Source organism: bacterium (assembly GCA_018812485.1).
Classification (GTDB): domain Bacteria; phylum JAHJDO01; class JAHJDO01; order JAHJDO01; family JAHJDO01; genus JAHJDO01.
On record JAHJDO010000115.1, the window covers coordinates 35470 to 48130 of the forward strand.

Sequence of the window (12661 nt, forward strand, 5' to 3'; positions counted from 1 at the left end):
CTTTCTCCCTATGACTTATCACTTCTGTTTTTCATATACCATTTAAATATTTGTTTTGCAATAGGCGCAGCTACTTTCCCCCCTTCTCCACCGTGTTCAATAACAACTACGAGAGCAATCTGTGGATTTTTTGCAGGAGCAAAAGCAACAAACATAGCGTGATCCCTGAATTTATACGGAATATCTTTGTATTTGATGATATGTTCCATCTTTACTACCTGAATCGTGCTGGTTTTACCTGCAATCTCCAATCCCTTAACCTGGGCGAATTTACCGGTCCCTTTATCGCTTACAACCTCACAAAGAGCCTTTTTAATCTGTCTTATTGCCTCCTTGTTGCATGGCAACTTACCTATCTGCTCAGGCGGTGTCTGCAAAAGAATTCTGGGTTTGTACATAGTTCCCCCATTTGCTACTGCGCTAATCAGGCTTACTAGTTGAATAGGAGTTACTAAGAGATAGGACTGTCCTATTGATAAGAGCGCTGTATCTCCAGAATACCAAGCCCTCTTTTTTCTCCAGCTTTTATCTGGTATAAGCCCAGCTTTTTCTCCAGAAAGCTTTATGCCTGTAAGTTTGCCGAATCCGCATTTATCCGCAAAATCTACAATCCTATTAACCCCCAATAACAGTCCTAGTCTATAGAAATAAACATCACATGAATCTTTTATAGCATTATACATATTCATATATCCATGGCCTGCTCTGTTCCAGCAATAGAATATCCCTTCCCCGATTTTCAAGTGTCCTCTACACTCCAGTTCTTGAGGGCAAGTTACAACATGATATTTCAAGCCTGCAGCAGCTATAAGTATCTTAAATATTGAACCGGGTGCATATAAAGCAGAAATAGCTCTGTTAAGTAAAGGCGCATCCTTTTTGGCTAAAGCGTCTAAATCTGTTTGAAGAACAGGTGTATTGAAAATCTCAGGATCATAAGAAGGGCTGCTTGCCATTGCGAGTATATCTCCATTTTGAGGATTCATAACGATTATTGCACCTGTCTTATCCTCTAATAATTTGCTTACAAATTCTTGCATGTGCTTATCAATTGTAAGAATAATATTGCTGCCTCTTTCCGGCTTTTTTTCTACAAGCAATGCTACTTGTTCCCCTCTAGAATTAACCTCAATCTGTTTTCCTCCATCAGATCCCTTCAGAAAATTATCAAAAGCTTCCTCAACGCCTCCTTCTCCCTTAAATTCATTGTATTGAAATATATGATACTGCTTCTTTTCAATCTCTCCTTTTCTAATTTGTCTAACATGTCCCGTTATATGCGCTGCACTTTCTCCTAATATATATTTTCGCCGAGGCTCTATCTGAATAAATATCCCTGAAAGAAGGGAGCTTCTTTCTTCAATCAATATTACTTTCTCCAAACTAATATTTGATGCAAGTTCGATACCAGAGTACTCCTTAGAGTTTAAATCGTAGAGTTTTCTCATTATGAGAGTTTGTTCTAAGCCAAGAATCTCGGAGAGTAATTTGACTGTTGCGCCTATGTCTTTTATTTCATTTGGGACTGCCAGCACATTAAAAGAGCTGACATTTTTAACAAGAAGATTTTCATCTCTATCGTATATGCAACCTCTCGGAGCGTTAAGATGAACTAAACGTATCCTGTTGGATTTTGCTCTATCCCTGAACTGGTTCCCTCTTATGAGCTGCAAGTACCATAGACGAAAGATAATAACCAAAAAACATGCCAGTAATATCCAGGCAACGTTCTTTATTCTTTTCTTTATGTTCGCAGTCTCTTTTTTATCATGTAACATGTTTTATAGATTTTATCCCCCAATATGAAGACGTAATCGAAGAATCTGAAAAGAATAAGGCTGATTATTACGTTGTATAGAATAATAACCGCTGTATTTCTTACCAAGTATAACAATGTATTCATATTTTGATTCAGTAAGATGAATGTTGAATATAATACTACCCTATCCGCAAGACTAACTATCGCTATTACTAAAATTTTTACAAATTTCTCATTAGCAAATAATCTTCTTGATAAGAATTGGGTAACGAATGCATCAACTTGTTTACAAATAAGCTGTATCCCAAAAATAGTGCCTGAAAATCCATCGGCAAAAATACCGCCAATTAATGCAACTGCTAATCCCTTATATATCTTTTTATCTAAATTGGCGTAAACGACTAGAATTAACAATAAATCCGGCTTTGCGCCAAAAATCTCCAGTTTGTCAAAAACCGATGTTTGGAAAATGATTAAAAATAGGCCCAGAAATAGCCAGATAAGGAATTTCATTATTTGTCTTTAATTACTGCAACCTTGTCAAGTGTTCGAATATTTACACAAGGAAGAACGTATATAACCTGAAAAATATCATGCGGGTTTTTATCTATTCTGAAGACTTTTCCAACTTCTATTCCTTCCGGATATATTCCTCCTCCTTCAGAGGTGTATACCCTGTTTCCTATTTCTATATTTTCTTCTATAGATATATATTTTATAACGCAATAATCGCCTTTGCCTTGCATAACTCCTCTTAGGGAACTTCTGCCAACAAATACACCTAGCTTGCAATTTGGATTTAGAATAGTTATAATCCTGGTTGAGTATGCTCCTACATCTTGTGTTATTCCTACAATGCCCTGTGCTGTCATAACTGGCATATTCTTCTCAATATTATCCTTTTTCCCTTTGTCAATTATTACTGAATCATACAAACTTGTTATATCTCCTGCAATAATTTCTGCAAAAATTATCTGATAATTATATTTATTCTTGATCTCTAAAAGTTCTCTTAATTTCTTATTCTCTGTACGTAAAGATCTCAACAACTTTATCTCTATTGATAAGCTTTCAATCTCCTTTTCCAGAGCATCCTCCTTAGAACGCATTTCCCTTACAGAGAGAATAGCTTTTTTTAGATTCACACCAGATTTATATGCAGAGCGCGTTAATTTCTGAAATGGATATAGTAGATTTAAAAATACTGATCTTACATTATCTTGTGAATAATTATGACTGACGGTGAGTAGAATAATGCAGGCGCATAAAATAATAACGGGAACTAGAACGCGTTTCACTACGTCCTGTATTCAGAATGTATCAAAGCATCCTTATAAAAATCTAACTCTTCCAGTATCTTTCCAGCGCCTCTAACCACAGCAGTTAAAGGATCTTCTGCTATGTTGGTAGGAAGACCCGTTTCTTTAATGAGCAATTTATCCAGTCCCTTAAGAAGTGCTCCTCCTCCTGCTAATATTATTCCTCTGTCAACCAGATCTGCTGACAACTCAGGTGGCGTTCTATCAAGAGTTGCTTTAACAGCCTCAACAATTGCAGACACAGGCTCACTCAGAGCTTCTCTTATCTCCTCAGATGACACAGATACAGTCCTTGGTAATCCTGCAACCAAATCTCTTCCTTTAACCTGCATTTTTCCCTCTTTGTCTGCTGGAAATGCTGAACCTATTTTTATTTTTATATCCTCTGCTGTACGTTCACCAATAAGAACATTGTACGCTTTTTTGATATGCTCTATAATAGCTGCATCCATCTCATCGCCAGCAATACGGATCGTCCGTCCATAAACGCTGCCAACAAGAGATATAACAGCAACCTCTGTAGTTCCACCTCCTATATCTACAATCATACTTGCAGCCGGATCCTGGACAGGAAGTCCTGCGCCTACAGCTGCTGCCATTGGTTCTCCAATTAAATAAACCTCCTTTGCCCCAGCATGAATAGCCGAATCCTCCACAGCCCTCCTTTCTACGGCTGTTATACCTGATGGAATAGCAACAATTACTCTTGGACTTATAAACATTCTTCTATTATGGATTTTTGTTATAAAATGTCTTAGCATTATCTCCACTACCTCAAAATCCGCAATGACTCCATCCTTTAGAGGCCTTATTGCAGAAATATCTCCAGGCGTTCTTCCGAGCATTTTCTTTGCATCGTTTCCAACAGCCAGCACTTTGCTTGTATTTCCTCTTATAGCAACAACCGATGGTTCAGAAAGAACAATGCCCTTGCCCTTTGCATAAATGAGAGTAGTAGACGTTCCAAGATCTATTGCTATGTCATTTGAAAACAAATTAAAAATGGACTGAAAAATTGTATTCATCCCTTCCTCCATATTGTTTTAATAATCTAAAAGTATCATACAAGGCAGACTAGGTCAATTACTATTTTGCTTGACATTTTACTTGACAATATAATTTCCATAGTCATACTATATGACTATATGGTCATATAGTTGCATAGTGATAGAATAGGAGGGTTGTCGATGAGAATTAAGAAGGCAGACCAGATATTAAAGTCCTTTGCCGATGAAACTCGGCTAAGAGTCATAAATCTCCTCAGCAAGCACGAATTAAATGTGACTGAGCTGTGCGAAGTTCTGCAATCAAATCAATCCAATCTTTCCAAGCATCTTACTCGACTACGATTAACCGGAGTGGTATGTGATAGAAAAGACGGGCTCAACGTTTATTATCAATTAATAAAACCAGAGGGAAAGGCTTATAAAGAATTGCTTAGGATTGTCACAGTTGGGCTTGATGGATTAGAGACGTTTAAGCAGGATTTGGACAGGCTCAAAGAAATCAGAAAGATTAGGAAAAATACAAATGCGAAAGGAGGTGATAAAAAATGAATAGACATTTAGTGATAGCTGCAGGATTGGCGTTAAGTCTTCTGATGTGTTTTGTATCTAACATATCGCTGGCTCAAGAGGAAGGGGAGTTAGTGTCCTCTTACGGTATAGTGCGAAGCTTATCTTCTAACGAACTCGTAGTTAGAGAGTCTAATGACGAGGGCGAAGAAGTAGATGTCTCCTACATTATAGACACCAAGGTAGAACTTAAAAATGTGAAGGCACTGGAAGATATCGCCGCAGGTGATAGTGTCGAAATTGAGTATGTGGTTAGAGACGGCAAAAAAGTAGCTAAGATTATCTCTGTTGAGAAAGAAGACTAATGATAAAAACGCTTGCTTTCAAAGGAGGTGAAAAAACAATGTTGAGATGGCTAAGGTTGGTGATGGTCGGTTGCCTGATTATTTCTATTTCCATAATTGCAACTGGCTGTAAGAAGGAATCAGCTATGGGGACGAAGCCGGCAGTTGAGGAAAAAGCTCCAGCGGCAGAAGTGGAAGAATAGTGTTATTCTTCTCCCAGTCGGCGGGGTGAGAAATCCCTTTACCCCGCTGTCTGGCGATAAGGAGGTTTAAGAATTTATGTTAGGTATTTCCACTGCCTGTATGCCTGGATTGTCATCCAATTTAGATGAATTCTTTAAAAGGAGTACAGGAATAGGCTTTGGCACGTTTGAGATCGGAGTATCCTCTTCTAGAGTATCTAAAAAGGATATTCTAAATTGTCAGAGGAGATTGAATTTAAAGGTAGCAAGTGTCCACAACATATTTACCGATAAGCCTGTTGATCCTGAGAATAAACGAGGAGATTTCCTCGCGTCCGCTGACGAGAAGAAAAGAGAGGAGACAATTGAACTCACCCTGGAAACAGCTAAGTTTGCTAAATCCTTGGGAGCAAGGGTAGTCGTTCTCCATGCCGGGTATATTGAAGATAAAGACTTGAAGGAGAGCTACAGAGATTTCAAGAAGAGATGGTCTGAAGGGAGTACTCATTTGCAAGTGCTAAGAGAGCATTTGCTGGAAATGCGAACAAGATACGCCTACGAGTACGTGGAAAGGGTTATCAGGAGCTTAAAGACGCTCTGCCAGAGAGATAGGGAAACTTTATTCTGTCTTGAACCAAGAGTAAATTTTTATGAGATTCCAAGCCTTAAAGAGATGGAAGGAATATTTAACAGGATAAAAGAATATAACCTCTGCTATTGGCACGATACCGGACACTGTCAGGTTCAGGAGAACATGGGATTAAGCAGACAAGAAGATTGGCTCAAGACTTTTAGGGAGAAAATGGTTGGGATTCATCTGCACGATGTTAGATGCTTAGAAGATCATCTCCTGCCCGGACTGGGAGATATGGATTTCTCTTTAGTCAGGAAGTATCTATCGAAAAAGACCATTAAGATAGTGGAAGTAGGAGGTAATGTGTCTGGTGAAGATTTGAAAGAAAGCCTGAATTTTTTGAAAAGAACAGGGATAGATTAGAATTTTTAATTGAGTAAGGACTTGTATGCTTGAGGAATTGAAGGACTGTAATGTAAGTCAGGACTTCTTAGAAAGATTCCCTCTCAGGAAGTATGGCTATGTCTTTGAGTCAAGATTAAATGCCAAAGACAGCTGGGAGAGAAAAGTGGTCTGTTCCGTTCTCAAGGATAAGACTCGGAGGTTTGTCTCCACAACTTTCCCCGATGAGGAAAGGCACCTGAGATCCTTAGAAATATTTGCTCTTTTAAAGGAACGCGGGATTTTTCACCCCGAGATATTCCAAGTTTGCAAAAAGGAGAGAACAATCGTCTGCCATTATATAGGAGAGTTTCTTCCTCCGTTTCTGTTAGGCGAGGAAGCCTATTCTGCCATAGATGCTGTCCTCGACTACTTAGACCTGCTGGACACTATGTTTCCAAGAAAGGATATATTTCAGGTGCCGCGTGCCTTGAGAGGATTCCTTGAATTGAGCGAGCAATTCCCTCAACTCGCCCCTTTCATCTCAGGGACGAAAGATGTCCTTCCCAAGTTAAGAGACAAAGGCATTTGCTTTTGCTACGGTTCGGGCATTGAGGATCCTGATATTAAAAATTTTCGCATCGTCAGGTATGATGGGAAGTTTCGGGCTTTGACTACAGACTACGACTGCTGGTCGGATAGAATCAACTACTACTGGGCAATTGGCTACTTCTATGCCAGTTTGCGTTGGTTAGCTAAGGCTTCTGTTGAAGCCGCCGGTAAAGAATGTTGCGAATATATCCTTCAGGCCATAAATACCAATGACCGAAGAGAAGAATTTATGTTCTGGCTGGGCGTTCTATCCGGCTACTGCGGATACAAAAAAACATTGAAAGAAGCTATAATTGAGGGTAGAATGAATGAGTTTCACGATAAACTGGAGATAATCAAAGAGCTGGATGAGAAGGTTTCCCATTTAGCTGGTCGTTTGATAGAAAGCGAGGAGAAAAAAATTGCGAATCGGGATGGTCTCTACCTACCCGCCGATTGAGTGTGGTATTGCTACTTATACAGGATACTTAGTTGACGCCCTGCGGATGTCTGGCAGTGAGGTCTATATCGTCAGCCAGTTTGGAGGAGAGGGTAAGAGAGTTTATCCAGCTTTCCATGCCGATGATCCCGATTTAGCCGACAAAATCTTTCGGATCATGATTAAGTTCACTCCAGATGTTGTCCACATACAACACGAATATGGGCTCTTTGGAAAAGACAAGGGAGTGAATATCATTCCTCTGTTATATAGACTCAAACTGCGCAAGATACCGGTGGTTATAACCTTACACACTGTTTATGAGGACTTTTCAAGAGAGAAAAAGATAATTTTGGAAGCACTTATTCGGGGCACTGATGCAGTAATAGTCCATGAAGAATATCAGAAAGAAGCGATTCTCAACAAGATTGGCTCCTTTGATAACATCATAGTTATCCCACATGGCTCAAGGGAAATCGAACCCATCCCAGATGCGAAGAGGAAGATAGGCTTGAACGAAAATGAAAAGGTCATTCTTCTCTGCGGCTACTTCAGACCATCCAAGGGACTGGACAGAATAGTAAGAATATTCCCCAAGATAGCGGAAAGAATAGAGAATGCAGTCCTTGTCATTGCAGGCAAGATGAGACAGCAAGAGTATAGTGAGTATAGAGACGAGTTCTTCAATTTAGTGAATAACTCGCCTGTTTTTGACAGGATAAAGGTTCTTAGAGGTCAGTTTCCGCAGAAGACTTTCGACACTATACTCTCGGCTGCCGATGTTGTTCCCATGCCTTATCTGAATGGTTCCCAGAGCGGAATATTAGCTCACTGTCTTGCTTTCAATCGCCCGGTAGTTGTCTCTCCCGAAGTGAGAGCTTTCAGAGATATGATTACGAGATCCAAATGTGGTTTCATTGCCAATAATGACGATGAATTTGTGGAGCATATCGTAAGAATTTTGAGTGATGATGCCCTTAGTAATGAGTTATCAAAAAATGCCCGAGATTATGTAAAGAAAACTCTGTCATGGGAGATTGTAGCCAGGAGGACGAGAGATGCTTATCACAATGTAGTTTCTGTCCCTTATGGGAGAGCAAGGTATATTGACCTATAAAGGAGAGGAGGATGGCAGATAAAGAAAGGTCTTTGGTTTATGAGGCAGACGGAGTAGTCATCGCTTTATTTCCTGGCCTATGCAATATCTGTGGAAAATGTATTGAAAAGTGTCCTAAAAAAGCTTTGGGCTGGTCAGAGGATGTGAGGGAGAAGATAGCCATTCTGGACATCAAGCTCTGTGATGCCTGTGGGGGGTGTCAAGAAGCCTGTCCAGAGAAGGCATTGAAAGTGAAAAAAAACTTTTAGAAAGGAGAATGTATGATGGATAAAAAACAATGGCAGCAGGAGGTTGCCAAAAGATATGAGAAGAATCCCATTATAACTCTAAATGATATTCCACAGGCTAGCAATTCGGTCTTTAATGCGGGAGCAGCATACTATCAGGATAAGTATTTTCTTTTGCTGCGGGTAGAAGGATTAGACGGAAAGTCAAGATTTTTCCTGGCAGAGAGTCGGGACGGAATTAAGTTTAAAATTTCCCAAAATCCGGTTATGCATCGAAGTAATAAGGAGCCGTTTGAGACATATGAAAGGAGAGGGATAGAAGACCCAAGAATTACAAGGATTGGAAATATTTACTACATCATTTATACCGCTTACTCTCATTTCGGACCACGCATTGCCCTTGCTTCTACAAAAAATTTTAAAACTTTTGAAAGAATTGCTCTTATTTCACAGCCGGACAATAAGGATGCGGTTCTTTTTCCCAAAAAGATTAACGGCGACTTTGTCCGCTTTGACCGTCCGATTGGCGAAGGGATATGGATATCTTATTCCAAAGATTTAGTCTATTGGGGAAATTCCATATGCGTTATGGAGAACAGATCCGGCTACTGGGATTCCCATCGCATCGGCGCTTGCGCGCCGCCGATTGAGACTGATAAAGGCTGGCTGGAAATTTATCATGGAGTGAAAAAGACAGCGAGCGGCAGTATCTATCGCTTGGGAGCCGCTTTATTTGACCTCAAAGACCCTTCTAAATTAATCGCCAGGGGCAGAGCTCCTGTCCTCTCTCCCCGAGAATACTACGAAAGGGTGGGCGATGTGAATAATGTGGTTTTCTGCTGCGGCGCGATTTTAGACGGAAAAACCCGTGAGGTAAAAATTTACTACGGAGCATGTGATACTTGTATCTGCCTGGCTACTGCTGACCTCAACAATCTGGTGGAAAGATGTTTTGATTAACACAATAACAGCAAAACAAAGAGGGAAAAACGATGAATGAAAGAACGTCTAGTGACAAACCTCCACAAAGTAAGAAAAAGAGTAAATACTATCAAAGAATATTAGGCCCCGTATCAAGTCTTGAAGAGCATGTGCGTCCAGATTGGTGGCGTAATATTTTCAACTCCCTATATATAAAAACAGATGGTGATGTAGTTGAGGATAAGGATATCACTAATCAAGAATTGGATTTGTTCTCTGATATTCTAAAGTTGTCTCCAGACAATAAAATCCTGGATTTATGCTGCGGACAAGGACGTCATTCTATGGGATTAGCAAAGAGAGGTTTCAAATATGTTGAAGGGATAGATCGTTCCCACTATCTGATTCAAAAGGCAAAATTTAGAGCGAGAAAGAAAGTGTTGGATATTAAATTTAAGGAAGGTGATGCCCGAAAACTTCCCTATACACCAGACACCTTTGATGTAGTAATGGTTTTAGGAAATAGTTTTGGCTATTTTGAAACAGTTCAGGATGATATGAGAGTTTTAAAAGAGATTTTTCGAGCCCTAAAGCCATGGGGAAAACTTCTCATCGACATTACTGACGGGGAATATTTAAGAAAACAGTATAAAACAAGATCATGGGAATGGATAGATAAAAAGTATTTCGTTTGCAGGGAACGTTCGCTCTCGGCGGACAAACAGCGTCTAATTTCTCGAGAATTGATAACTCATGTTGGAAAAGGCATTATTGCGGATCAATTTTATGCAGAGAGACTCTATACCCGCGAGACAATAACTGGACTTTTAGAAACAGTAGGATTCAACGACATTACCATTCCTGAGCAGATATCCACTAATTCTCAACGGAATCAGGACTTGGGAATGATGGCGAGAAGAATTATCGTAACAGCCTTAGTAAGAAAAGAATGGGCAGCTTCCAAGAAGAAAAAAGAGGCAGCAAAGAATGTAGTTGTGATCTTAGGCGACCCGGCAAAACCAGATCCTTTGAAGCCATTATCTTCCTTTGACGATGATGACTACTATACAATCGATCAATTAAAAAATGCATTAAGGGAACTGAAAGACTATTCCTTTACCTATCTTAGCAATCACGATACTCTGCTTCATGATATGGCAAAACTGAAAACAAAAGAAAATCTGATGGTTCTTAACCTATGCGATGAGGGATTCAATAATGATGCCAGAAAAGAGCTTCATATCCCTTCTCTGATAGAAATGCTTGATATTCCATATACAGGCTCTGGACCTCAGTCTCTTGCTTATTGTTATGACAAATCACTTGTACGTGGAATTGCGCAGGAAATGGATATTCCTGTACCTACGGCATTCTTTATCAAGCCCGAAGACACTGCTTTTGAACTTCCCTTTGGATTTCCTGTTATAGTCAAACCAAACTTCGGCGATTCCAGTTTTGGAATAACCCAAAGAAGTGTGGCAAATAATATTGAGGAACTTGTTAACGCAATCTCAGAAATGCGGGAGAAATTTGGCTATGATAAACCTATTCTTGTTGAGGAATTTCTTACAGGAAAAGATTTGAGCGTAGGAATAATAGGAAATTCCCCCGGATCTTACACAGTCTTACCCATTATTGAAGCGGATTATTCATTAATTTCAGCAGAACTTCCAAAAATATGCGGATACGAGTCTAAGTGGCTCCCAGACTCACCATACTGGAAAATTAAATCCGTCCCTGCTGAACTACCGGAGGAGACAAATAAGCTTATTGAAGAATGGTGTTTAAAGCTTTTTGAAAGGCTGGAAAATAGAGATTACTGCCGTTTTGATTGGAGACTTGACTCAGAAGGCAATCCCAAGCTTCTTGAGGTGAATCCCAATCCGGGCTGGTGCTGGGACGGACATCTTACAAAGATGGCAAGTATAGCGGGCATGTCTTATTCAGAAACACTGGAGGCTATCTTAAAAGCAGGCGAACAACGATTGAATATCCAGACGGATGAAAGGATAGAGGAGCGTGTTGCCTACAATAAAGAAAAACAGTAAATGTGCTGTTATTGTTGCCCATCCGGATGATGAAACTTTGTGGGCTGGAGGCATGATACTTTCAAATACTCAAGTTGACTGGACGATAATTACAATTTGCAGAAAAAGTGATACTAACCGTGCCCCTAAGTTTTTTAAAACTCTTGATAATTTCAAAGCATCTGGCTTTATGGCTGATTTGAATGATGGACCAGAACAAAATCCTTTAAGCAGTATAGAAATTCAAAAAACTATAATGGAATTATTGCCTTCCAGCATGTTTGAGATTATTCTTACACATAGTTTGAATGGTGAATACACAAGACATTTAAGGCATGAAGAAACTGCAAATGCAGTTTTAAGTTTGTGGCGCAGTAAGAAAGTATCCGCAAATCAGTTATGGACATTTGCATATGAAGATGGTAACGGAAAATATCTCCCAAAAGCGATTGTTGAGGCAGATTTGTCAGTTGAACTTACTGATGAGATATGGCAGAGGAAGTATAGTATTATAACTGAAATATATGGTTTCGATAAGGATAGTTTTGAAGCAAGAACAACACCCAGAAAAGAAGCATTCTGGCGTATGAAAATTTAGAAGGGAGAGTTTAAATGAAAGTATTGCTTTTATATGATTACCCTCCCTCACCGGCAGGTCTTGCGACACAAGGACATTTGCTGCATAGAGGGCTGGAGGAAATGGGGATTGATGTTTATTCTGTAAACTTTGAGTCTGCTCAAGAGAAAGAGTGGTATTATAGGTGGTTTGAACCTGATATTGTTGTAGGCATTGGATACTGGGGACAAACACCTCATTTAGTCCTTCATCCCCAAAGATACGGGTTAACAGCTGTTCCTTGGCTGGTCGCTGATGGTTATATGGCGAACTATAGTGAGGTACTTGATAATTTGCCTTTAGTGCTTGTTACTTCCGATTGGGTTAAAAAAGTGTATATACGTGATGGTCTTAGTGGTAAAAACATTGAGGTTTTGCACGTAGGTTGTGATACGGATGCTTTTATTCCTCGCGATAAGAAAGAGCAAAAGGTTATCGCTGTGCGTGAAACTTTAGGTATAGCAGATGGCCAAATAATGATTTTAACTGTAGGCGGTGATGCAGCCTCAAAAGGTGCACAGGAAGTTATGCAGGCTTTAGCGATAAACGATACTAAGGCTCCTGATTGGAAATATGCTTGTAAAGTTTGGCCACAACCGCGTACATATAAGCAGAATCTAGACGATTTGCAATTAGCCACCCATTTAGGG

General features: G+C 39.7%; 15 protein-coding genes. 11 read left to right on the top strand and 4 right to left on the bottom strand.

The features are described from left to right. Positions 1 to 8: 8 nt before the first annotated feature. The 4 genes from mrdA to KKC91_09445 are packed head-to-tail and all read right to left on the bottom strand — an operon-like array spanning position 9 to position 4103. Positions 9 to 1778 carry a penicillin-binding protein 2 gene (mrdA, locus tag KKC91_09430; GenBank protein MBU0478771.1) on the bottom strand — a complete coding sequence of 590 codons (1770 nt, stop codon included), beginning with the start codon at positions 1776 to 1778 and terminating at the stop codon, positions 9 to 11. After that, positions 1745 to 2272 (bottom strand): rod shape-determining protein MreD, encoded by a 528-nt coding sequence (gene mreD / locus KKC91_09435; GenBank protein MBU0478772.1) that lies wholly within the window; start codon positions 2270 to 2272, stop codon positions 1745 to 1747. The genes mrdA and mreD overlap by 34 nt, the downstream gene beginning before the upstream one ends. Then, positions 2272 to 3057, bottom strand: coding sequence for a rod shape-determining protein MreC (gene mreC / locus KKC91_09440; protein MBU0478773.1), 786 nt, complete (start codon positions 3055 to 3057; stop codon positions 2272 to 2274). The genes mreD and mreC overlap by 1 nt, the downstream gene beginning before the upstream one ends. Beyond that, positions 3057 to 4103 carry a rod shape-determining protein gene (locus KKC91_09445; protein ID MBU0478774.1) on the bottom strand — a complete coding sequence of 349 codons (1047 nt, stop codon included), beginning with the start codon at positions 4101 to 4103 and terminating at the stop codon, positions 3057 to 3059. The genes mreC and KKC91_09445 overlap by 1 nt, the downstream gene beginning before the upstream one ends. 162 nt (positions 4104 to 4265) lie before the next feature. Here KKC91_09445 and KKC91_09450 point away from each other — a divergent pair, with 162 nt between their 5' ends. From KKC91_09450 to KKC91_09500, 11 genes are all read left to right on the top strand, one after another. After that, positions 4266 to 4634: a metalloregulator ArsR/SmtB family transcription factor gene (locus tag KKC91_09450; protein MBU0478775.1), complete on the top strand. Its 369-nt coding sequence runs from the start codon at positions 4266 to 4268 to the stop codon at positions 4632 to 4634. Continuing rightward, a complete protein-coding gene (locus KKC91_09455) occupies positions 4631 to 4957 on the top strand; it encodes a hypothetical protein (GenBank protein ID MBU0478776.1) in 327 nt (108 codons plus the stop codon). Before KKC91_09450 ends, KKC91_09455 begins: the two co-directional genes overlap by 4 nt. Before the next feature lie 38 nt (positions 4958 to 4995). Beyond that, a complete protein-coding gene (locus KKC91_09460; protein ID MBU0478777.1) occupies positions 4996 to 5139 on the top strand; it encodes a hypothetical protein in 144 nt (47 codons plus the stop codon). A 76-nt stretch (positions 5140 to 5215) separates the two neighbouring features. Continuing rightward, the gene (locus tag KKC91_09465) at positions 5216 to 6115 is read left to right on the top strand and encodes a sugar phosphate isomerase/epimerase (GenBank protein ID MBU0478778.1); all 900 of its coding nucleotides are present in this window, start codon (positions 5216 to 5218) and stop codon (positions 6113 to 6115) included. Between the two features lie 25 nt (positions 6116 to 6140). After that, positions 6141 to 7124 carry a hypothetical protein gene (locus tag KKC91_09470; GenBank protein ID MBU0478779.1) on the top strand — a complete coding sequence of 328 codons (984 nt, stop codon included), beginning with the start codon at positions 6141 to 6143 and terminating at the stop codon, positions 7122 to 7124. Continuing rightward, entirely contained in the window at positions 7087 to 8220 is a 1134-nt protein-coding gene (locus tag KKC91_09475) for a glycosyltransferase (protein MBU0478780.1), read from the top strand. Before KKC91_09470 ends, KKC91_09475 begins: the two co-directional genes overlap by 38 nt. Before the next feature lie 11 nt (positions 8221 to 8231). Next, positions 8232 to 8468 (top strand): 4Fe-4S binding protein, encoded by a 237-nt coding sequence (locus KKC91_09480; protein MBU0478781.1) that lies wholly within the window; start codon positions 8232 to 8234, stop codon positions 8466 to 8468. Between the two features lie 15 nt (positions 8469 to 8483). Next, positions 8484 to 9407 (top strand): glycoside hydrolase family 130 protein, encoded by a 924-nt coding sequence (locus KKC91_09485; protein MBU0478782.1) that lies wholly within the window; start codon positions 8484 to 8486, stop codon positions 9405 to 9407. Between the two features lie 32 nt (positions 9408 to 9439). Next, positions 9440 to 11416: a methyltransferase domain-containing protein gene (locus KKC91_09490; GenBank protein ID MBU0478783.1), complete on the top strand. Its 1977-nt coding sequence runs from the start codon at positions 9440 to 9442 to the stop codon at positions 11414 to 11416. 52 nt (positions 11417 to 11468) lie between these two features. Next, positions 11469 to 11993, top strand: a complete 525-nt coding sequence (locus KKC91_09495; GenBank protein MBU0478784.1) for a PIG-L family deacetylase — start codon at positions 11469 to 11471, stop codon at positions 11991 to 11993. 14 nt (positions 11994 to 12007) lie between these two features. Continuing rightward, a partial coding sequence (locus tag KKC91_09500; protein ID MBU0478785.1) for a glycosyltransferase family 1 protein occupies positions 12008 to 12661 on the top strand: 654 nt, incomplete at its 3' end.

Excerpts from the sequence above, each read along its gene's own strand:
- mrdA (MBU0478771.1), bottom strand. The coding sequence starts at position 1,778 with ATGTTACATGATAAAAAAGAGACTGCGAACATAAAGAAAAGAATAAAG.
- mreD (MBU0478772.1), bottom strand. The coding sequence starts at position 2,272 with ATGAAATTCCTTATCTGGCTATTTCTGGGCCTATTTTTAATCATTTTC.
- KKC91_09445 (MBU0478774.1), bottom strand. The coding sequence starts at position 4,103 with ATGAATACAATTTTTCAGTCCATTTTTAATTTGTTTTCAAATGACATA.
- KKC91_09450 (MBU0478775.1), top strand. The coding sequence starts at position 4,266 with ATGAGAATTAAGAAGGCAGACCAGATATTAAAGTCCTTTGCCGATGAA.
- KKC91_09455 (MBU0478776.1), top strand. The coding sequence starts at position 4,631 with ATGAATAGACATTTAGTGATAGCTGCAGGATTGGCGTTAAGTCTTCTG.
- KKC91_09460 (MBU0478777.1), top strand. The coding sequence starts at position 4,996 with ATGTTGAGATGGCTAAGGTTGGTGATGGTCGGTTGCCTGATTATTTCT.
- KKC91_09465 (MBU0478778.1), top strand. The coding sequence starts at position 5,216 with ATGTTAGGTATTTCCACTGCCTGTATGCCTGGATTGTCATCCAATTTA.
- KKC91_09470 (MBU0478779.1), top strand. The coding sequence starts at position 6,141 with ATGCTTGAGGAATTGAAGGACTGTAATGTAAGTCAGGACTTCTTAGAA.
- KKC91_09480 (MBU0478781.1), top strand. The coding sequence starts at position 8,232 with ATGGCAGATAAAGAAAGGTCTTTGGTTTATGAGGCAGACGGAGTAGTC.
- KKC91_09485 (MBU0478782.1), top strand. The coding sequence starts at position 8,484 with ATGGATAAAAAACAATGGCAGCAGGAGGTTGCCAAAAGATATGAGAAG.
- KKC91_09490 (MBU0478783.1), top strand. The coding sequence starts at position 9,440 with ATGAATGAAAGAACGTCTAGTGACAAACCTCCACAAAGTAAGAAAAAG.
- KKC91_09495 (MBU0478784.1), top strand. The coding sequence starts at position 11,469 with ATGATACTTTCAAATACTCAAGTTGACTGGACGATAATTACAATTTGC.